This window comes from Rubritalea sp., assembly GCF_039830215.1.
Classification (GTDB): Bacteria; Verrucomicrobiota; Verrucomicrobiia; order Verrucomicrobiales; family Akkermansiaceae; genus Rubritalea.
Map to the genome: position 1 here is coordinate 1 of NZ_JBDOPO010000366.1, position 20,888 is coordinate 20,888.

At 46.0% G+C, this 20,888-nt stretch carries 21 protein-coding genes; all 21 read left to right on the forward strand.

The genetic code is table 11. The annotated features are described in order from the left end of the window. Window positions 1-405: 405 nt before the first annotated feature. The 21 genes from ABGY95_RS12355 (at window position 406) to ABGY95_RS12455 (ending at window position 20,888) form a co-directional block, all read left to right on the forward strand. Window positions 406-687, forward strand: coding sequence for a hypothetical protein (locus ABGY95_RS12355; protein WP_347441989.1), 282 nt, complete (start codon window positions 406-408; stop codon window positions 685-687). Continuing rightward, a complete protein-coding gene (locus ABGY95_RS12360) occupies window positions 687-1,217 on the forward strand; it encodes a transcription termination/antitermination NusG family protein (RefSeq protein WP_347441990.1) in 531 nt (176 codons plus the stop codon). Before ABGY95_RS12355 ends, ABGY95_RS12360 begins: the two co-directional genes overlap by 1 nt. A gap of 273 nt (window positions 1,218-1,490) precedes the next feature. Further along, entirely contained in the window at window positions 1,491-1,739 is a 249-nt protein-coding gene (locus ABGY95_RS12365) for a DUF2061 domain-containing protein (RefSeq protein WP_347441991.1), read from the forward strand. Next, window positions 1,736-2,344, forward strand: coding sequence for an adenylyl-sulfate kinase (gene cysC / locus ABGY95_RS12370; protein WP_347441992.1), 609 nt, complete (start codon window positions 1,736-1,738; stop codon window positions 2,342-2,344). The genes ABGY95_RS12365 and cysC overlap by 4 nt, the downstream gene beginning before the upstream one ends. Before the next feature lie 6 nt (window positions 2,345-2,350). After that, on the forward strand, window positions 2,351-3,256 hold the full coding sequence (gene cysD / locus ABGY95_RS12375; RefSeq protein WP_347441993.1) for a sulfate adenylyltransferase subunit CysD: 906 nt from the start codon (window positions 2,351-2,353) through the stop codon (window positions 3,254-3,256). A 51-nt stretch (window positions 3,257-3,307) separates the two neighbouring features. Continuing rightward, window positions 3,308-4,552, forward strand: a complete 1,245-nt coding sequence (gene cysN / locus ABGY95_RS12380) for a sulfate adenylyltransferase subunit CysN (protein WP_347441994.1) — start codon at window positions 3,308-3,310, stop codon at window positions 4,550-4,552. Between the two features lie 297 nt (window positions 4,553-4,849). Beyond that, window positions 4,850-6,031, forward strand: coding sequence for a DegT/DnrJ/EryC1/StrS family aminotransferase (locus tag ABGY95_RS12385; protein ID WP_347441995.1), 1,182 nt, complete (start codon window positions 4,850-4,852; stop codon window positions 6,029-6,031). Window positions 6,032-6,179: 148 nt separating this feature from the next. Then, the gene (locus tag ABGY95_RS12390; RefSeq protein WP_347441996.1) at window positions 6,180-7,112 is read left to right on the forward strand and encodes a UDP-glucuronic acid decarboxylase family protein; all 933 of its coding nucleotides are present in this window, start codon (window positions 6,180-6,182) and stop codon (window positions 7,110-7,112) included. 227 nt (window positions 7,113-7,339) lie between these two features. Next, window positions 7,340-8,455, forward strand: coding sequence for a GDP-mannose 4,6-dehydratase (gene gmd, locus ABGY95_RS12395; protein ID WP_347441997.1), 1,116 nt, complete (start codon window positions 7,340-7,342; stop codon window positions 8,453-8,455). Between the two features lie 200 nt (window positions 8,456-8,655). Continuing rightward, window positions 8,656-9,615 (forward strand): GDP-L-fucose synthase, encoded by a 960-nt coding sequence (locus ABGY95_RS12400; protein WP_347441998.1) that lies wholly within the window; start codon window positions 8,656-8,658, stop codon window positions 9,613-9,615. Between the two features lie 71 nt (window positions 9,616-9,686). Further along, window positions 9,687-10,499 carry a WecB/TagA/CpsF family glycosyltransferase gene (locus ABGY95_RS12405; protein WP_347441999.1) on the forward strand — a complete coding sequence of 271 codons (813 nt, stop codon included), beginning with the start codon at window positions 9,687-9,689 and terminating at the stop codon, window positions 10,497-10,499. 736 nt (window positions 10,500-11,235) lie between these two features. Next, window positions 11,236-11,412, forward strand: a complete 177-nt coding sequence (locus ABGY95_RS12410) for a transposase family protein (RefSeq protein ID WP_347442020.1) — start codon at window positions 11,236-11,238, stop codon at window positions 11,410-11,412. Further along, window positions 11,409-11,603, forward strand: a complete 195-nt coding sequence (locus tag ABGY95_RS12415; RefSeq protein WP_347442000.1) for a hypothetical protein — start codon at window positions 11,409-11,411, stop codon at window positions 11,601-11,603. The genes ABGY95_RS12410 and ABGY95_RS12415 overlap by 4 nt, the downstream gene beginning before the upstream one ends. Window positions 11,604-11,979: 376 nt before the next feature. Further along, window positions 11,980-13,479, forward strand: a complete 1,500-nt coding sequence (locus ABGY95_RS12420) for a hypothetical protein (RefSeq protein WP_347442001.1) — start codon at window positions 11,980-11,982, stop codon at window positions 13,477-13,479. Between the two features lie 55 nt (window positions 13,480-13,534). Continuing rightward, complete coding sequence (locus tag ABGY95_RS12425) at window positions 13,535-14,584, forward strand: hypothetical protein (RefSeq protein WP_347442002.1); 1,050 nt, start codon at window positions 13,535-13,537, stop codon at window positions 14,582-14,584. 71 nt (window positions 14,585-14,655) lie between these two features. Then, entirely contained in the window at window positions 14,656-15,885 is a 1,230-nt protein-coding gene (locus tag ABGY95_RS12430; RefSeq protein ID WP_347442003.1) for a hypothetical protein, read from the forward strand. A 5-nt stretch (window positions 15,886-15,890) separates the two neighbouring features. After that, window positions 15,891-16,925, forward strand: coding sequence for a polysaccharide pyruvyl transferase family protein (locus ABGY95_RS12435; RefSeq protein ID WP_347442004.1), 1,035 nt, complete (start codon window positions 15,891-15,893; stop codon window positions 16,923-16,925). 4 nt (window positions 16,926-16,929) lie between these two features. After that, a complete protein-coding gene (locus ABGY95_RS12440) occupies window positions 16,930-17,841 on the forward strand; it encodes a hypothetical protein (protein ID WP_347442005.1) in 912 nt (303 codons plus the stop codon). Window positions 17,842-17,854: 13 nt separating this feature from the next. Next, window positions 17,855-18,853 carry an acyltransferase gene (locus tag ABGY95_RS12445; protein WP_347442006.1) on the forward strand — a complete coding sequence of 333 codons (999 nt, stop codon included), beginning with the start codon at window positions 17,855-17,857 and terminating at the stop codon, window positions 18,851-18,853. Between the two features lie 2 nt (window positions 18,854-18,855). Further along, a complete protein-coding gene (locus tag ABGY95_RS12450) occupies window positions 18,856-19,812 on the forward strand; it encodes a glycosyltransferase family A protein (protein WP_347442007.1) in 957 nt (318 codons plus the stop codon). Next, entirely contained in the window at window positions 19,809-20,888 is a 1,080-nt protein-coding gene (locus ABGY95_RS12455) for a hypothetical protein (RefSeq protein WP_347442008.1), read from the forward strand. Before ABGY95_RS12450 ends, ABGY95_RS12455 begins: the two co-directional genes overlap by 4 nt.

Consider the following 20,888-nt stretch of genomic DNA (forward strand, 5'->3'; position numbering starts at 1 on the left):
TACTTCTTAGCTCCTGTGGTTGCTGCACAGGTGAAGCCAAGGCTCCACCTCTCCGTCCACTTCCGCAGTTTGCTGATATTCCAGTAGCGCCTACGAAGTAATTTTTTTAGCCGCTGAACTCCTCATGGGTTCGGCGGCTCTTTTTTTATGAGAACAATAATGTCAATTTCCCTAGCTTTTTCGGCATGTTTTGGTCTTAATTCCTGCCAAACTCTTGGTAGGACAATGCAAGTTCCCGGTAACTTGTTAGAGTCAGTGGGACGATCCGCTGGTCTCGCCTCGCATGAGGATACTTGCCCTCAATCCGAATTCGAGTGCTCTATCGAGCCCAAATTTGACTAAATTCCAAGAGATTGGCTGGAATTAAGCGGTGTGATGAGGAAATCTCTGTTCTTGAACTAGAGGGTGACTGCTCTGTTTGCTGGTGGTCTGAAAGGCATAGGTTTGTCTAAGTCGGTAGGTGAAATCGACGGATTACTTTTTTCTCGAGATTTAGCGCTTTCACTCGATGTTAGTAAGGGTAAAGCGAGTCAAGATTTGAAGAGTGCTGAAATCAAAATTGGAACTTTGCGTGAAATGTTTAATGAGGGGGATGTTATCGCTCTAGATCGCATTGAGTGTGTGGAGAAGTTGCGGTGCAAGTCAGCTTTGTTATTGCCAATCCTTCAGAAAATTCAGTTGAGTTAATGAGTGAGGAAAAGTGTTATTGGTATGTAGTTCGAGCTCAACCTAAACGTGAGCGGGTAGCGGCGCGCAGCCTTCGAGCTACGATGGGGCTAGAGGTGGTGTGTCCCTTGGTGAAGTTTCTTAAGGAGACTCGACGTGGTAGGGTGTGGTGGTCCGAGGCTATGTTTCCTGGTTACCTTTTCGCGAAGTTTAACAGAAAAGAGGATGAAAGGGGGGTTCGGTATGCTCGGGGGGTCTTGACTATTGTGAAGTTTGGAAAGTCAATGCCTGTCGTGCCTGATGTCTTTGTTGATTCGGTAACCGAGTTGCTTGGTGAGCAGGAAGAGGTCGTTATCGCTCATGATGTTGAAGTTGGGGCCAAATTTGAGCTGGCTGAAGGGCCTCTCAGTGGGCAAATAGGTGATGTAATGGAAGTTCTTCCAGGTAAAGAAAGGGTACGACTTCTTGTCGAATTTATTGGAGGTGCGCGCGAAGTAGAAGTGGATCTTATGTCACTTTTGTTGCCCGGTCGACCAGACTTAAAAAGATAGAATCAGCCACTGCGGTTATAGTTTCTTTTAAATTGTTCATTTATATTTGAACTTTTCTCCCAGCCTGCTGTTCTGTCCTATGGTTGATCACGTTTGCTGGTCAAAAAACATACTCAAAATAGTGGCTGCAGGTTTCTGAATGATCCCATTCAATACGACCATGGGCGGTAGCGTCGATTGACTAAGCATTATCTATACATTAGTAAATTGGGTATGTTAAGAATGAAATAATTCTTGCCAAGTGTGCAGGTGCGGTGTAGGCCGTTCACCGACATGAGTAATGCTCAGGCAGATAGTAGAAAAAAAAGCGTGATAAAAGGTCTCACGTGGCGTTGTCTCGCGACACTAACGACCTATCTGATCTCGTGGTTGCTCACTGGAGATATCGAGACCGCAGGTCAGATTGCGACAATCGAGTTTTTCCTCAAGTTCTTCATCTACTACATGCACGAGCGATTTTGGCAGTGGTTGCCAGTGCAAGGAGTTCGCTGGAAACAAAAATTCAAAAAAGCCAAACCATGAGCAATATCCACCCAGAGTATGAACGCCAGCTTCCGCAAGGGGCAAAAGAAGAGCTTTTAGGTCAGCGCGGACTGACAGTTTGGATGTATGGCCTCTCAGGTTCAGGTAAGTCAACTATCGCCAACGCGGCTGAGAAGGCGCTCAATACTCAAGGCCGATACGTTACAATGCTGGATGGAGATAATCTCCGCAGTGGCCTCAATGCTGGTTTAGGTTTCAGCGATGCCGATCGAAAGGAAAATATTCGCCGGGCAGCGGAGGTAGCCAAGCTACTACGTCACAATGGAGCAATCGTTCTAGTCTCACTGATTACTCCTCAGAACGTTTTCCGTCGTCAAGTACGTGAAATCCTTGGAGAGGATCAGTATTTAGAAGTCTATGTTAAAGCTTCTTTTGAAGCCTGCCAGGAGCGCGATGTCAAAGGGCTCTACGCTAAAGCTAAAGAGGGTAAAGTTGCGCATTTCTCAGGTAAAACATCCTCTTTCGAAGAGCCAGATCAAGCCGATCTAGTCATCGATACCGAAAATCAATCTATCGAGCAAAGCCTCGAAACCCTTCTACAATCAATCTATTCTAACATCGAGTTAGAGCAAATTTCAAAATAACTAGTTATGTCTACTTATCAACTAAGTCACCTCAAGCAACTCGAAGCGGAGGCAATCTACATCCTTCGTGAAACTGCGGCACAGTTCGGAAATCCAGCACTTCTATTCTCTGGAGGTAAGGATTCCATCGTTATGGCGCACCTCGCATACAAGGCGTTCCACCCTGCGCGTTTACCATTCCCATTGGTGCACGTTGATACAGGTCACAACTTCAATGAAACAATGGAATTCCGCGATTACTACGTGGACAAGATCGGCGCACGCCTCGTTGTGGGTTCTGTGCAGGAGTCTATCGACAATGGGGATGTGCAAGAGGAGACCGGCCTAGATGCTAGCCGTAACGCACTCCAGACAACCACACTTCTTGATACTATCGAGAAGCACGGATATGACGCATGTCTCGGTGGTGGTCGTCGCGACGAAGAAAAAGCCCGAGCTAAAGAGCGCTTCTTCTCCCACCGTGATGACTTCGGACAGTGGGATCCAAAAAACCAGCGACCAGAGCTCTGGAACCTTTTCAACGGCCGTAAGCAGCAAGGTGAGACCTTCCGTGTGTTCCCTCTATCCAACTGGACTGAGATGGACATCTGGCAGTACATCAAGGAAGAGAAAATCGAGCTTCCAAGCCTTTATTTCGCAGCTGAGCGCGAGTGCCTTGAACGTAATGGCGTTATTTTAGCTATCTCTGAGTTCGTGCAGCCACGCGAAGGTGAGACTGTAGAAAAGAAGAGTATTCGTTTCCGCACAATGGGTGATGCTACGATCACTGGGGCAGTAGAGTCTGTAGCAGTTGATTACGACGCAATTATTGATGAGGTTGCAGCTGCTCGCCAGACTGAGCGTGGTAACCGCACAGATGATAAGCGCTCTGAGACCTCCATGGAAGACCGCAAGAAGGAAGGTTACTTTTAGACCTTACCTGTATCTCAAATAACAAATTTCTAATCTCAAATAACCATACCCATGGATCTTTTACGTTTTACAACAGCAGGTTCCGTCGACGACGGAAAATCAACACTCATCGGGCGCTTGCTCTATGATTCAAAATCAATCTTCGAAGATCAGCTTGAAGCTATCGAGAGCAGCTCAGCTAAACGTGGTGACGAGGAAGTAAACCTCGCCCTTCTCACTGACGGTCTCAAGGCAGAGCGTGAACAGGGAATCACTATCGATGTGGCATACCGCTACTTTGCCACCCCTAAGCGCAAGTTCATCATTGCCGATACTCCAGGCCACATCCAGTACACACGCAACATGGTGACTGGTGCGTCCACTGCAGACATGGCGATCATTCTTATCGATGCGCGTAAAGGTGTGATCGAGCAGACTAAGCGCCACACATTCATTGCCAACCTCCTCCGCATTCAGCACGTTGTTGTTGCGGTCAACAAGATGGACTTGGTTGACTATTCAGAAGAGCGCTACAATGAAATCATCTCTGAGTACACAGACCTCGTAAGTCGTCTGGGTAACCTTGTGAATATTCATGCTATTCCTATATCTGCACTTCGCGGAGACAATGTGGTAGACAAGTCTGAGAACATGCCTTGGTACGAGGGTGGCACACTTCTTTACCATCTTGAAACAGTCTATGTTGGTGGAGTAGAAAACCACGTGGAAGCTCGCTTCCCTGTGCAGTGGGTGATTCGCCCGCATTCTAACGAGTGGCATGATTTCCGCGGATTCGCAGGTCGTGTGGCAGGTGGTGTGTTTAAACCTGGTGATGAAGTGCTAGCGCTTCCATCTGGTTTCAAATCAATCATCAAGTCCATCCATACTGCAGACGGCGAGCTATCTGAAGCATACGCTCCACAGTCCGTGACAATAACGCTCGATGATGAAATCGATATTTCACGTGGAGACATGATCGTGAAGGCAAACAATCCACCGACATCCACACAGGATCTCGAAGCAATGGTTTGCTGGTTCTCCGAGCGTCCACTCGCTGTGCGCGGAAAGTACATCATCCGTCACACTGAGCAGGAAACTAAGGCTGCCATTCAGTCACTCGACTACCAAGTCGACGTCAATACTTTTCACAAGCAGGAAGACGTGGAGACTCTCGGCATGAACGACATCGGTCGCATCAAGCTCCGCACAGCTAAGCCTTTACATGTAGATTCCTACAACAAGAACCGCCACACGGGTTCTTTCATTCTAGTCGATGCCAGCACCAACGAGACAGTTGCTGCAGGGATGATCGCCTAACGATTTTTGCAGTCCACTAGTACAGCTAGTGGGCTGCCATCTATTATTCAGGAGGAAGTTTCCTGTCTGAATAATCTGACATAAGTGGGATTCCTTTGTTAGGAAGTTGAGTAAGCTCTACTTTTGAGATAAAAATAATTCTGAGAATAGTATCGTTCCCGAACCTTTCTTCTAGCCTTTTATTAGGTTTTGGTGGACTAAGACTCCTTTTTCATCGTAAAAGCTCAGCAAGCTACAATGTGGAAAATACGAGGCTTCATCGTACCCGCACTCAAAAATCTTAAATTTTAAATTCCGATGTCAGTCCCACTCCTCGATGTAAATGCTCAGAATCTCCCTCTTCAGGAGGAACTTAAAGCCACTTTTGATCGCGTTCTTCAAACTGGACGCTTCATCATGGGCGACGAGATGGAGGCCTTTGAGCGTGAAATTGGGGAGATGGTCGGAGCCAAACATGCGATAAGCGTGTCCTCTGGTACAGATGCCATTCTTCTAGCCCTTATGGCTCTTGGAATAGGTGAAGGTGACGAGGTCCTTTGCCCGTCATTCACCTTTTTTGCCACAGCTGGATGCATAGCACGCACAGGAGCAACTCCGGTATTTGTCGACAGTTGTCCAATTGACTTCAATATAGACCTTACAGATGCCGCTGCGAAGATGACCTCCCAAACGGTAGCAATCATCCCCGTTCACCTTTTCGGCCAAGCTGCCGATATGGACGGAATAATGACTTTCGCTGCAGAGAATGATCTGAAAGTAATTGAAGATGGTGCGCAGGCAATTGGAGCCAAATATAAAGGACGTGGAGTCGGCTCTATTGGCGACTTCGGCGCTTATTCTTTCTTCCCATCGAAAAATCTTGGTGGATTTGGTGACGGCGGAATGCTGGTGACCAATGACGACTCTCTTGCCGAAATGGCGCTCATGCTTCGCAACCATGGCATGAACCCGAAGTACTACCATAAGTACATCGGTGGAAACTTCCGCTGCGATGCACTTCAGGCAGCCTTACTCCGTGTGAAACTTCGCGAATACAGCAAGTACACTGCAAATCGCCAAACTAATGCGAGCTATTACACTGAGAAACTCCTCCAGTTAGGTGGTGTCACGCAGGCAAATCCAGTAGATCATGGCTGTGCTGATAAACAGAACGCCCGACTTGCTGAAATCAAGCCTCAGCTGGTTCTGCCTGTTTCCTATGAACACAACGAACACATTTGGAATCAATTTACCATTCGAGTACTAGGTGGGCAACGCGATGCTCTTCGAGAGCACCTCACCAAGCTAGGGATTGGCTGTGATACCTACTATCCAGTTCCGCTGCACCAACAAGAATGCTTCGCAGACCTACCTCAGCACCCGCTCCCAGTGTGCGAACAACTCGCTAAAGAGGTCATCAGCATACCTATTTATCCAGAACTAACTATCGCCCAAAAAGACGAAGTCATCTCAGCTATCGCTGGTTTCCTCGGGTCGTAGAGTGAACTCTCGGTCGTTTAGCTCTTATCCGTGAATGGTGCTTATTTCACCGTTCAAGCAGAAACAAATTCTCTAAATTTGGTTAATCCTGTAAAAGACTCCATCGTTCGAGCTATTTTAAATTTCAAATGACAAATCTTAAATCACAATGCGCATTCTAATTACAGGAGGAGCCGGCTTCCTTGGCTCCCACCTTTCCGAACGTCTCCTTAACGAAGGTCATGAAGTACTTTGCCTCGATAACTTTTTCACTGGATTCAAGCGTAACGTCGCTCACTTATTGAGCAATCCAAACTTTGAGTTAATTCGTCACGACGTGATCGACCCGTTCAAGTTCGAGGTAGATCAAATCTACAACCTAGCCTGCCCAGCGTCCCCACCACACTACCAACATAACCCGATCAAGACGACCAAGACATCGGTCATGGGAGCAATCAATTCTTTAGGCCTTGCGAAGCGGGTCAACGCACGCGTTTTCCAAGCCTCGACATCTGAAGTCTATGGTGACCCTGTAGTGCACCCACAGACTGAAGACTATTGGGGGAATGTGAACCCTATCGGCATTCGCTCGTGCTACGATGAAGGCAAACGCGTGGCTGAAACTCTCTTTTTCGACTACCATCGCCAAAATGGTGTCGATATTCGTGTAGTCCGGATTTTTAATACCTACGGTCCTAGAATGAACCCAGATGACGGACGAGTTGTTTCTAACTTCATCGCTCAGGCTCTTCGGGGTGAAGATATCACAATCTACGGTGACGGTACTCAGACGCGTTCATTTTGCTATGTAGACGATCTCATCGAAGGTTTTGTCCGCTTAATGAACCAGGATCAAGTCACTGGACCTGTCAACATAGGTAACCCGAATGAGTTCACCATGCTAGAACTCGCCGAAAAAGTGATAGCCAAAGTCGGTGGTTCCACCAAGCTCACTTTCCACCCACTTCCAGGTGACGATCCAAAACAACGTCAGCCAGATATCACTCAGGCCCAAAAATATCTCGATTGGCAACCCACAGTTTCCCTAGACGAAGGCCTAGACCGCACGATCGCCTACTTCCGCGATCTGCTGAAGAAGTGAGAAACACCTTTCGAACTCCGACATCTCTAGCGTCTCCAACTGTCAAAAGTCCAAGGTCTCAAAGTCAATGCTACGAAGTCTGGCGACTTCAAGCTAAAATAACCATCGCGACCACCCGATCAATAACGACCTTTGACTTTCCGACCTTCGACCCCCACTTCAATCTAGAGTCCCTATACACTAGGTGACTCCCGCACTACTCAACTTCAAAACTAGCCCACTTCATCATGAAAAAAGCCCTCATTACTGGAATCACAGGACAAGATGGTTCTTACCTAGCCGAGTTCCTTTTGGAGAAAGGTTACGAGGTACACGGCATCAAACGGCGTTCTTCACTCTTTAACACAGGACGTGTCGATCACATCTATCAGGATCCACATATTGAAAACTCCAGATTTCACCTTCACTATGGTGATCTAACTGATTCATCTAACCTCATTCGGATCATGAAAGAGGTCGAGCCAGATGAAGTGTACAACCTAGGAGCTCAGTCACATGTTGCAGTTTCATTTGAAGTCCCTGAGTACACTGCAGATGTGGATGCACTGGGCACGCTTAGATTACTTGAAGCTATTCGCTTCCTTGGCTTAGAAAAGCAGACAAAATTCTACCAAGCTTCCACCTCAGAACTCTACGGAGAGGTGCACGAAATTCCTCAGACTGAGAAAACTCCATTCCACCCACGTTCACCATACGCAGTGGCCAAAATGTATGCATTTTGGATCGCGGTAAACTACCGTGAGTCCTATGGCATGTATGCGTGCAATGGAATCTTGTTCAACCACGAGTCTTCACGACGAGGTGAAACCTTCGTGACTCGTAAGATCACACGTGCAATAGCAAACATCTCACAAGGACTGGAGGACTGCCTCTATCTTGGTAACCTAGATGCCCTCCGTGACTGGGGGCATGCCAAGGACTACGTCCGCATGCAGTGGATGATGCTTCAGCAGGACACTCCAGAAGACTTTGTTATCGCTACAGGGAAGCAAATTTCAGTTCGCGAATTTGTCACACTATCAGCTAAAGAAGCAGGCATTGAACTCCAGTTTACTAGAGAAGGTGTGGACGAAATCGCTACAGTGTCAGCCGTCGATTCAGACAAAGCTCCCTCCGTGCATGTCGGCGATGTGGTTGTCAAAGTCGATGAGCGCTACTTCCGTCCAGCAGAAGTTGAAACGCTGTTAGGTGATCCGACAAAAGCTAAAGAGAAGCTTGGCTGGGTCCCTGAAATCACCGTCGAAGAGATGTGTGCCGAAATGGTAGCCTGCGATATCGACCAGGCAAAGCGCTACGCTCTCCTCAAAGCCCACGGTCACGAAGTCTCAGTTGTAACTGAATAGTTTGGTAGTGGGGAAGTTTTGAAGTCCGGGAGTTGATAGCCAGCGCCTCCAATTGTCAAAAGTTCAAGGTCTAAAAGTCAAAGCTAGGAAGTCTGGTGACTTCAAATCAAAAATCTATCGCGACCCCGCGATGAAACTCGACTTTAGACCTTTCCGACCTTCGACACTCTAAAGGAACCAAAAACTTACGAATCACTAAAATGTTGTCCGACAAATCACAAACTAAACTCTTAGTTCTCGGTGCGACCGGAATGGTTGGCTCAGCCCTAGTGAGGCGAGCAGACGAACTGGGTTACGGTGAAATACTGACCCCTAGAAGCAAGGATTTGGATCTATGCAACCAGGCCCAGACGCACGCATATATAGCCCAGAAAAAGCCTGACGAAGTGATCGTCGCCGCTGCTAAAGTCGGTGGGATTCACGCAAACAATACCTATCCAGCCGAGTTCATATACAAGAACCTCATGATTGCCTCAAATGCAATCGAAGGCTCGTATCAAGCAGGGGTGAAGCAATTGTTGTTCCTTGGGAGCTCCTGTATCTACCCGAAGTTGGCACCTCAACCAATGCCAGAAAGTTGCCTTCTAACCAGCGAGTTAGAACCAACCAATGAAGCCTACGCTATTGCCAAAATTGCAGGGCTAAAGCTGTGCCAGTACTACAGAAAACAATACGGCGTGAACTACCATTCCGCCATGCCTACTAACCTTTACGGACCTGGCGATAACTACCATCCGGACAACTCCCACGTTATTCCAGGCATGCTTCGCCGATTCCATGAAGCAAAAGAATCTGGGGCTGAGTCCGTAACAATCTGGGGCAGCGGTACGCCTAAACGTGAATTCCTCTACGTCGAAGACCTAGCCAGCGCCTGTTTCCACATCATGCAGCAAAAATCACCCGCCGACTGGGTCAACTGCGGCTACGGCGACGATGTATCCATTCTCGAGCTAGCCCAAACAATCGGAAAAACAGTTGGCTTCAAAGGGGCAATTCTTAACGACCCAAGCAAGCCTGATGGAACCCCACGCAAGCTCATGGACAATAGCCTCCTACAAAACTCAGGCTGGCAACCTGAGGTCGACCTCCAACAAGGTCTCAAACTCGCTTACGAGGATTTTAAAGCAGCTCTAGCATCTGAAAACGTCCGAAGCGTGTAGCTTTGATACCGTATCGTGGGCACACGCTCAAAATACCCTCTGACCTCCGACAGATTACATCATTCCAAAGTATGCCAGTAAGTCAAAATCCTGAAACACCCTCAAAAACGATGAAAACCGTGGATGTCATCTGCTTGCCCGTAGCTGCAACAAACTACGATGCTGCGATTGACTGGATTTTTGAACACGCTCGTAAAGCCGATAGAGCATATGCTGTAGAGGCTGCCAACACACACGTGGCTGCACTAGCCAGACATGACCCTAAATTTGGTGAGGTGATGGCAAATTTCGACCTGATCTGTCCGGACGGCATGCCTCTAGTATGGTCGATAAATCGATCACTGAAAAAGTCCGCGAAGGGTGGAGTGACTCAACTTACAGACCGTGTGTATGGACCGACGCTGATGCTCAAAACAATTGAAGCTTCCCAACGTCAGTCCGATTTAAAACATTTCTTCCTCGGTGGAGCACAAACCACACTGAATAAGCTGGCCGAGCGCTTCCAACGCGACAATCCAGGCGCAATCATTGCCGGATCCTATTCACCGCCCTTCGGTGAGTGGCCAGACGACGAATTCGAACGCATCAAATCGATGATTGAAGAATCGGGAGCCAACCTAGTTTGGGTTGGCCTAGGTTGTCCCAAGCAAGAACGCTGGATAGCTAAAAACAAAGCCCAACTCCCACCCGCCTGTTACTTCGGCATAGGCGCCGCCTTCGCCTTCCACGCCGGCGAAATCCCACAAGCCCCGCCAGTACTCCAAAAAATGGGCCTAGAGTGGCTCTACAGAATGTCCAAAGAGCCACAACGCCTCTTCAAACGCTACCTCACCTACAACAGCCTATTTGTTTACTACACACTCAAGGCGAGAAGTGCGAGTTGATAGCTCGAGTCCCACACTTCACAGACGTGTCGAAGGGCGGAAAGTCAAAAATCGAGCTAGATCGCGTGGTCGCGATAGTGTTTTTTTGCCTAAAGTCACCAGACTTCGTAGCCTTGGACTTCCGACAGAGGGGAGCGCTAGAGATCGTCGATTCCAGTTCCGAGTCCGAGTCGGCTAAAACCCAAAATTCAAAAAATGTAGCTAAAACATAACAATCGTAAATGCGTGGTTCTTCCCAGGCAGCTGACCTCGAAAGAAGAGGTCCAGTAAAACGGAGCCAATAGCGTATTGAAATATCTGACTGTTCATCGGTGGCTTAGTCACCCTAAAACAGACAAATGAAACGTAAGAAAAGACATCTCAGCGCGGAATTTAAAGCACGTATCGCCACCGAAGCTCTCAAGGGGATTCGCTCAGTAAACGACATCTCCCAGGAGAATGCTGTAGCAGCGTGCTAGGTCAGTCAGTGGAAAAAGGAGTTAGAATCTGGAACGGTTGAGCTTTTTGAGAGTTAAAAAAACTCGAAGTCAAAGAAGCTCAAATGGAGCGTAAAGCTGGGGCAGCGCAACTTGATTCACGAACTTAGAGACAGAGGGTATGAAGTAGGTAGGAAGCAAGTGCGTCGCTTGATGAGGTTGCTAGGAATCGAAGCAATGGTTCCCAAGCCTAACACCAGCAAACGTGGGAAGGCTCACAAGATTTACCCTTACCTTCTCAGAAACCTGACATCACTTATATACCTATGCCTAGAGGGCACGCCTACTTGATAGCTGTGATGGACTGGCACACGCGTGCAGTACTTTCTTCATGGGAAGTGTGTGACACGATGGATACAGCATTTTGTCTCCGAGTATTGCGCAAAGCCTTCAAGGCTACAGGTAGGCAGCCTAAGATCTTCAAGGCAGCCAATTGAGTAGTAAAGAATGGGTGGGAGAAATTGAATCTAGAAGGATCAAAGTGAGCATGGACGGCAAAGGATGTTGGCGAGACAACGTGTTCATCATACGCCTCTGGCGGAGCATCAAGTATGAGAAAATCAGGCTCTGGAGCTATAGCAACGTACCAGAACTAGAAGCTTTGGTTGATGACTGGATGGAGTTCTAGAACCAGCGAAGAGGGTACCAATCGCTTTCAAATTAAACACCATGGAGCGACTACCAGCAAGCCCAACGGCACGCAGCTTAAACCTTCCTAAGGCAATAAAAGCTAACGACACAAATAGATTGCCCAAAGTAGGCTAATCACCAACAATAACTCGTCATCGATAGAACTGTAAGAATTTCAATATAAACTGCAAATCACTGGCAACGTTTAGGAGACCACTTCAGACGGTATTTTGCTGATACTTTAAATCACCTAACTCGCTTGGGTGCTAAGACACGCTCGACAAAAGTTGCTGAATCCTTTGTCACTTTGGTGAAGTAGCGATCAGAATTGTTAAGGAACTCTCTACTGAAAATTTAATCATCTATATAATATTATGAATACACGACTAGTTGGCTTATTCGTCATAATTTTGTTCACAATCCCTGCCGCGATTTTGATTGGTAGCTGGACGGCTACCGATCCCATGATGGCCGCTGCGGCGCTAATTGGACTTGTTGCCATGGGGGCGCTGTTGGCGTTAGGCAAAAATATCTGGATGTTGATTCCCGCCTTCTACCCATTTTCTGAGGCTCTGGTTGGAGCTCCACTTGGTTTTGCACTACGTGATATTATTACAATCTATGTGCTTGTTGGACTGGTGATGCTATGGGTGGTAAAGCGCTACAAGCTAGGACTCCAATTTTCAGTGAAAGAAGGTTCATTACTAGCTGTGTATGCTTTATTAGTTTTTGCTTTCATAAGAAACCCAATTGGCTTTGCAGTCTTCGGAAGTGCGAAGATTGGAGCAAGACCCTACATCGAGTGTTTTATTGCATTGATTGTCTATGGCATACTCTCCAGCCAAATTGTAAGTATGAACAAAGTGAGGCAATCGGGACTTTTGTGGTTCCTTGGTGGTATTTCTTCAGCGGTTGTGCAAATAGTAGGTTCTGTTTCCCCGAGCGTTGGCTATTATGTCAGCCAAGTTTATCAAATAAGGGGAGGTGGAGCTTTAGGTGGAGCGTCTGCAAGTGCTACAGCAGATACTGGAGTTGGGCGGCTGATGTATTTAAAGACATTGGTTAGGCCTCTTTGTGCTGGCCTCATGGCTGTGACACGTCCCATAGGGTTGCTGAATCCAATGAAACCGTATCTATTTATTGGCGTATCTATCCTAGTTGCATCAGCTTTACTCAGTGGTTTTCGTAGTATGCTGTTGTGGATAGCCATGATGTATATTGCTTCAGCCATCGTGAGACGGAAGAAGCTAGATATTGTGATAGCTGTTGCTTCGGGTCTTTTGGTCTTGAGTGTTTTGGTCGCAGGTAATGGATCGTTATTCAATTTACCGATATCTGTACAACGGTCACTATCATTTATTCCTGGTGATTGGGACTATGTAGCTACGGAGGATGCCGAGGGGTCAATAGAATGGCGAGTCGAGATGTGGGAGATAGGCATGTATACGGATGAATTCATTAAGAATAAAATCGTAGGCGATGGCTACGGCCTAACTTTGGATGATATGGAATATCATGGGCACATTCAAACTAAGCCAGTTGTGACGCATGAGGATATGCAGGAATTCTTCATGCGTTCAGGTGATTGGCACAGTGGTCCAGTGGAGACGATTCACAGAATAGGTATTGTAGGCTTGTTAGTGGTTACTTTGAGTCTTATTATTTTTGCGAAATATGCCTTCAGAATCATGCGGAAGTGTGAGAATACGGGTTATTATGCCCCAGCTCTTTTTGCAGGACTACCACTATTGATTTATCCTTTTCAGTATATTTTTATATATGGAACATTATTACAGGCAGTTACGATGATGACGATGCACGGTGGAATGCTGCGATTGATTGAAAATTCGATGGGGATGGCTGCAGAGGATTAATGATGCAGAGCTTGAAAGTAGTTACTGTTCCAATCTTTAAAAAGCAGTAAACGAGATGATTGAGTTTAGAAATGTAGCCCAAGAAAAATCAGAGTTGCTGTCGACGGCAGCATTTTCTGACGGAATACTGGAGTGGGAGGAAGCCAGGAGTATTGATTCTGTTGCCGTTTTTTATAGAGGCGAAGGCGAGCAGTTGAAAATAAGTTTCGACTTGATACGCAATGTCGTGCAGTGCGCCAATATAGTTAACGGTTACCCTAGGGTTCTTTTTAGGAAAAGGCTTAAGTCGGCTATCAAAGGTTCAGCAAAAATAATATTTAACCAATATTCGATAGAGGTTCGCTTAGATGGTTCCTACATAGGTAGTTCATATATCGATAGAATGAGTGGTTATGTTAGAATTCATGGCGCGCGCCCGTACGATGAAAGTACTGTGATTCCGAAGTTTTCAGCCGCTAAAGCGGAGTACAAAGCTTTGTTCATTGGTGACGGATTCACTGGCGGGAACTGGCCACACGTGAACTATTGGATGTGGCCGGACCTTATTTCGAAAGGATCTTACCCTATATTAAATGCTGGAGAGTCTGCGGCGAATACGCGCAGAGCATTGGAGGTGGTAGAGCGTCTATCTTCAGATGATGTAATCCATTTCGAGGAAGTATACATCATGATTGGTGTAGATGATGTAATCGATGGTGTGCCAATTGATGAGACTCTCTCGAATTTTGAAGAGATCCTCAACGCGTTGGAGAAGCTAGGTGACAGAGTTTATTTGTGCACGCTAACACCCCGAAAAGATAGGTTACAAAATTTGATCGAGAATTTGAATGAGCACATCCTCGGCTTTCAGTCGCGCGAAGGTGTTTTCGAAATAATCAATGTTGCGAAATCGTTTGAAAATGAGTCTTTAGAGGAAGTTCTGTTTGCTGTGGATTTTCCTAATAAATTAGGACAGGAACTGATCGCTTCAGCGGTAATGCTTGTGAACGGCGATGTTACCGTGCCCGACTGCAAGTCGAAAATTGTTTTGGAGCGCAATTTTCTGTCTAAGTTATTCCATACAATGGGAAATAAGTTCTATGGGTTGGCCAGTCGTGTTGAGTAATTAATTGGTATTAGACTGTGTATTTCTGGGTAAAAAAATTAGGGGCTGTTACGTTGTGTAATGGAGTGTCAATGCTCAGTATTATCGGGCGGACATTGATTCTATCTAGTGCTCTGTGTGTATCTGATTTTGGAAAATTCATCATCTGCTTGAATTTTTTTGCTTTTATTAAGGTATTCTTAAAGCCAGGGATTACCCATACGCTTTTTAATTATATCCCCCAGTTTGAAGCTAGTGGCGAAGAACGTAATAAAGTGGCCAGCGTCTGTTGGCTTTGTATTTACGTGGCGATGGCAATCAGTCTGCCTCTATCATTTTTTGGTGTAGCTTTTTCGAAGCTAATTGCGATTAAAATTTATGGTGACGCATCTCTTGCTGGTCCGCTATGCGCTTTAGCAGCAAGTTCGATCTTATTTCTGGTTAATGACGTAGCTTCAAGTCTTTTAAGGTTAAAAGATAAGATAGTAACCTCGATTTTTCCCGCTACCTTAGCTTCATTGTGCGTGTTTCTGATTTTTTGTTACTGTCCAGTTGTTGTATCTAGATTTGATTACGCTGTTTACGCTGTGGCAGTATCTGAATTGCTGATCTCGATATCATTGCTTGCTGCTTTATGGCATTATGCGTCTGATTACTTGGTCTGTTCAAAAGATGTGTTCTTTCTGAAACCGATAAGATCGAAGATGGAAGGGATAAAATCGACGTTGAAGCAGACTTCCATTTTTGGATTGCTTCATGGCAGTTCCGAGGCGGCATCTGCGTTTCTTATAGGTGTTTTTTCTAGTGCAAAAGAGGTGGCGTATATCGGAATGGCCATACAGTTAGCTAGGCCCGTACAGTTCTTGCATGCAAACGTGGCTAGTGTGGTGGTTCCACGCGTTTCTAAACTTTATGGTCAACGTAATTTGTTGTCTGTGTTGAAGATTCTTAAAATGAATTTTATGTCGGCTATGATTTTATTTGTATTAGGAGGGGGGGCAGTGTTTCTGTTTGGTGATTTTTTAATAAATCAATTTCTCAGTCCTGAATATCTCCAAGTGCTACCCGTGTTTTATATACTATTAGCCGCTCACATTTTATCATTGGCAACAGTTGGTTTTGTTCCTTTATCGGTGGCTAGTAAGCAGGTTGATAAGCGTAACTATGCTGTGGCCTTGCGTTTTCTTTATTTAGGGGTAGCAGTGGCTATCGGATTAAATGCCTATAGTGCTGCGATTGTTCAACTCCTTGCAGCTATTTCAGTGAGGTTTTTGATAGATTTACCTATGTATAGAAAAATTAAGCTAGAGATGGGGAAATAGATTTCATGAAAGTAGGAATATTAACGTTTCACTTGGGGCCTAATCACGGTGGCTATCTGCAGGCATATTGTTTGTCTCAGTTCATCTCTTCGCTGGGACATGAAGTCGAAATTATTAACTATAAAAATGCGGGGCATCATCAATCAGAGATATTTAAGCCTTGGGTTTATAGACGTCCTGCTAAACTATTAAGCGCGTGGGTGAAGGAGCGGATGTTCCAGAAAGCATTCAAAAATATGCCCCTGTCGAAGTTCACCACGGATAGAGATGCTGTAGATTGGAACCGCTATGATGCAGTTGTTGTTGGCAGTGATGTCGTATGGGATTTTGAACAAGCCAGATTAGGTCGTGACCCCGTCTACTTTGGAGATTTTGGATGTGATTACAGAGGGAAGTTGATCTCCTATGCACCGAGCACTGGCAAGGTGGATCCTGATGCGACCGTGCCTGAGTATGCTCAACGGGGCTTGGCTAGTTTCGATACTGTGTCAGTGCGTGATGACACTACTAAGAAAGTGGTTCAGAGTTACGTCCTGGGGGAAGTAACCAATGTTGTTGACCCTACATGGCTAAATATAGACTATCGTGAGCGGTTGCCTCAGAGAGCCAGCATCATGGCTGTATATGCTTTTAATATTACCCCAACCTACCGCACAGAAATCGTGAAGTATGCTCGTAGGAAAGGTCTGAAAATTGTCGCATTAGGCTATCCACATAAATGGGCAGATCAAAATCGCATGGATCTTGGGCCGCTCGACTGGCCGGATTTTATGGACCAAGCGCAATGTGTTGTGGCCGGAACCTTTCATGGGACTCTGTATGCAATTAAGCTGCAATGTCAATTTGTGACCATTCTTAATGATCATATCAAATATAAGGTGCAGAAACCTCTTGAAATTACAGATTTAGAGGGCCGCATATTGCATGATCCGGAGAATATCAAAAATCTGATGGAACAACCGATAGATTATCATTCCACCTTTGAGAAGGTGGCAACGTGGGTTCTTCAGTCTCGTAAGTTTCTGCAAAATAATCTCTGAGAAAATGAAGCACCTTAGCGCGTATAAACAATGGCACGCAGAGACCGTGAGCCGCGGCGAGGAAGTCATGGCTCAGAGCCGTGTGGCTATTTGTTGCATGGTGCGCGACTGTCGCTCAGCTTTTGAGAAAAATCTGAAATTTATCGACGAGCTGCGGACTTGCTTTAATGAGAGTAAGCTCGTCATTGTCGAAAACGACAGTACGGACGGAACCAAGGAGTTGGTGCAGTCACTGGAAGATCATGATGGTGGGATCTATGTGGATACATTTGATACGGGAGAAGAAACACTGCTTAAAAAAATGAAGAGTGGTGTAAACCCCTCGTTTTCCTATCATCGTGTGGAGAAAATGGCCAATTACCGGAACCGTTATCTTAGAGTTCTTAATGAGGATATTGGTTTAGATGCTATTGATTGGGTGATCATGTTGGATCCGGATGTCGTTAAGTTCTCGCTTGATGGAATCAAACACAGCTTCGGCCAATCCTCATGCTGGGATGTTGTGCATGCTAATGGTCGCTCAAAACGCGGTTTATTTGATGATGTTTATTATGACGCCTACGCATTTGCCGAACTCGGTGATACGACACCACAAACAGAGGTCAAAATGCGGGGCATTCAAGAGCGCATGATAGAGTTACGTAATCTGGGGATGTTGCTGCCCGTTCGATCAGGATTCAATGCATTGGCCATCTACAGGGCAGAGGTAATTACGGGGCTCAGCTACAGTTGCGTCAGTAACCCTGACCCCAGAGTTGAGGTGCTCTGTGAGCATGTAGCATTTCACGATGCCATAGCAAAAAAGGGGTTCCATAGACACTATTTGAACCCAGTGATGCGGGTTCAATACAATAGCCGAATAAATGCTTGTGTTGTCTTTTTGAAGGCGCAAATTTGTAAATTCTTGAATAGTTAGTTCAATTGCACCGATGAACGAAAAGAAAAGTGAAGCAATCACCTTTAACCCCTCAATTAGTAGAAGAATCGAGCGCCTTGATAAGTTGCGGGGGCTTGCAATAGTGATGGTTTTGATCGCTCATTGGGGAGTGGCATACCCGCCTTTATTGGCTCTCAAATTGGGGCCTATTGGTGTGGACGTGTTCTTTGTAATCAGTGGCTTTTTGATTGGGTTGATACTTTTGGAGTCTAAAGGGCAGGCTGGCTATTACCGTAGTGTTTACATCCGTAGGGTTTTCCGCATCATGCCTTTGGCTTTAGTGATGATTTTTACAGGACTTGCACTTCAGCTCATCAGCAAAGGTAACGTAGGTTCACTATGGTATTATTGGGCATTCATTCAGAATTACATCCCCGCGTTTCTAGCGTCGAATATAGACTATCATACGGAAATGATACCTCTCCCCACAACAAGTCCGATGTGGAGCCTTGCTGTTGTGGAACATGTTTATGTGATCGCCTTGATAGCTCTAGTTGGTGTCTTTTTATCTTTACGTACGATACAGGAATACGGTGGGAGTTGGTTTACAAACCAGCGAGAAACATGGAATAGAATGCATTACATCGCGATCGGTGTATTACTTTGTAAGCGAGAGTGGTGGAGGTATCTGTTCCCTGTCATGGCTGGATGGTGTGCTCTAATATGCGCCATGAATGTACCAAGCCAATTGATACAGCATGGCATAGCTATTGGGATTTGCGTGCAGGTTTGGATGGTGCGCGGGGAGTGTCCACCCATTCGCAACAAATATTTAGCCTATTTGGGGAAGTTATGTGCCGGAGTCTATCTGTTGCATTACCCCATCGCTGCCTTTTTTAAGGAATTGTCGGCTCGTGGCTATTTGAACTCCCCTATGTCACAAATGGTGAGTTTTTTTACCTATATTGTAATCTCTGTCGTTTTGGCGGTTTTGTCCTTTAAATATTTTGAAATGCCAATTCAGCGTCAGCGTGGACGTTTTGAAAAATAACGATGAGTAGTTTTAGTCAGCCAAGTGTCGTGATTGTTATCCCCGTATACAATGCAGGAATGTTTCTGAAAGAAGCGATCGACTCGTGCCTGCGTCAGACCTATCAGGCATTGAGGATTGTGGTTATCAATGATGCCTCTACTGATAATATCGCTGAACTACTAGGAAGTTATGACGATGCGGCAGCTTTAGAAGTCATTACTAATCATGAAAACAAGGGAAAAGGGCGCTCATTGAATACCCTCCTACCGCTATTGACCGAAAGCTACATCGCGCTGATGGATGCTGATGATGTAATGTATCCTGAACGCATAGAGAAACAGGTGGCCTTCATGGAAAAACATCCAGGACTGGGAGCGAGCAGTGGCTTTATGGACTACATTAGTTCCACTGGTAAAATAATAGGAAAGGCTAGGTCAGATTTACTTTCTGAAGAGGATGCGCAGCAGTATGTAAAGCAGAATGATCCTTTTGCTATTTTCTGTCCCTGTGCAATGTTGCGTGCAGAGATTTTTAAAGATCCTGACCTATTGTTTCGACCTCAGTTTTGGCCGGCAGATGATGTTGATTTATGGAATCGTATACATGAAAAAGGCTGGCAGGTTTTTTTGCAACCAGAACCCTTAATGCAATATCGGATTCATGGATCGTCCGCAGTGACTTCGAGTTTTTTCAAGACGCGACATCAATTTGAGTTTCTTCGTGAATGTATGCGTGCTCGTCGTCGGGGGGATACAGAGCCTACTAGGGAAGAATTTGTAAAGATGATGGCGGAGCGGCCATTGTGGACGCGCTTTAACAGTTGGCGAAAAACTTACGCAAAGGGGATGTACCGGAGTGGTGGCTTTGCGATTGCGGAAAAGAAACCTTTCACTGCTGTGTGCTTACTTGTTGTGGCGGGTTTATTGCAACCGCTCTATGTGTTTAATCGGTTGAAGCCACAGGTACTAAATAAATGAGTAAAATTCGCAACCTGACCAATGAAGAATGGCAATTTTTAGAGGAGCTGCTCACGTCACTCCATGTCCTTGGTATCATTTGTCCGATTCTACGTAATTATGAATCACTGCCAGGGCAGATTGGCAACGATCTAGACATTTTTGTTCCCCGCTCACGCTTGAAAGAAGTGGAGGGCATCTTTTGTGCCATGGTTACTTCTCATGGTGGGGAGTTGGTTAAAAAATTTAAAAAAGACACGTTCACAGCTTGGTGGGTACGTATAGGCGGTGCACCCTTGTTGCACGTTGATTTATTTAACGGTGCTTTTTATTGGCGGGGGAGACAGCTGGAAAGTGATGAGGCGGTAAGAGCGGGAACTAGGAAACATATCTTAGGCTTCGACATTCCCCGCCCTGCACACCAAGCGTTCTCGATGTTCGTGACGAGTTTGATTTGGGGGGGCTTTTATAAGGCGAAGTATGGTTCGGTCATCAATTCTTTGTTAGCAGACGAAAATGAGGCCGCCTACTTTGAGTCGATGATGTTAAGGAATTTTCCAACGGCTCCAAAATCTCCATTTTGTTTTGATGAATCGCCACCAGAGAAGCTGGCAGTTCCTTATGCTCGCTCGCTAAGGAATGATGTGAAGCTACGCTGGCTAAAGACATTTAAACTATCTGAGCTGTACGCTATTTCACGCTATTGGTGCTGGGAAATCTTAAATCTTTGTCGGCCTTCAGGTGAGTGGGTATTGATGGTAGAGGGACAAGAGGCAGCAATGGATGGCGTAATGGATGGTGAACTAATGAGTACTTATGGAGGAGAGACTGTGATGAGCTACGACGACGTTGGGGGGGGACTTCATTGGCTGTGGTTTAGGTTACGGCATATCCAGAGGAGAATGGCTCGAAATGAATTAGTTTTTGTTCAGGTTAAAGCCACCGTGGCGCTGAAGGTGCTGAAGAGGCTAGGCGGGCGGCCAGACCAAATACTAGCTGAGAGCAGCTTACTAGAGCCGTTGGGCTGTTTAAAATCTTACAGTAAAGAAAATGAATCTGTTTGGGTCAAGACGGAGCGGAGAGGACAATTTAAATAG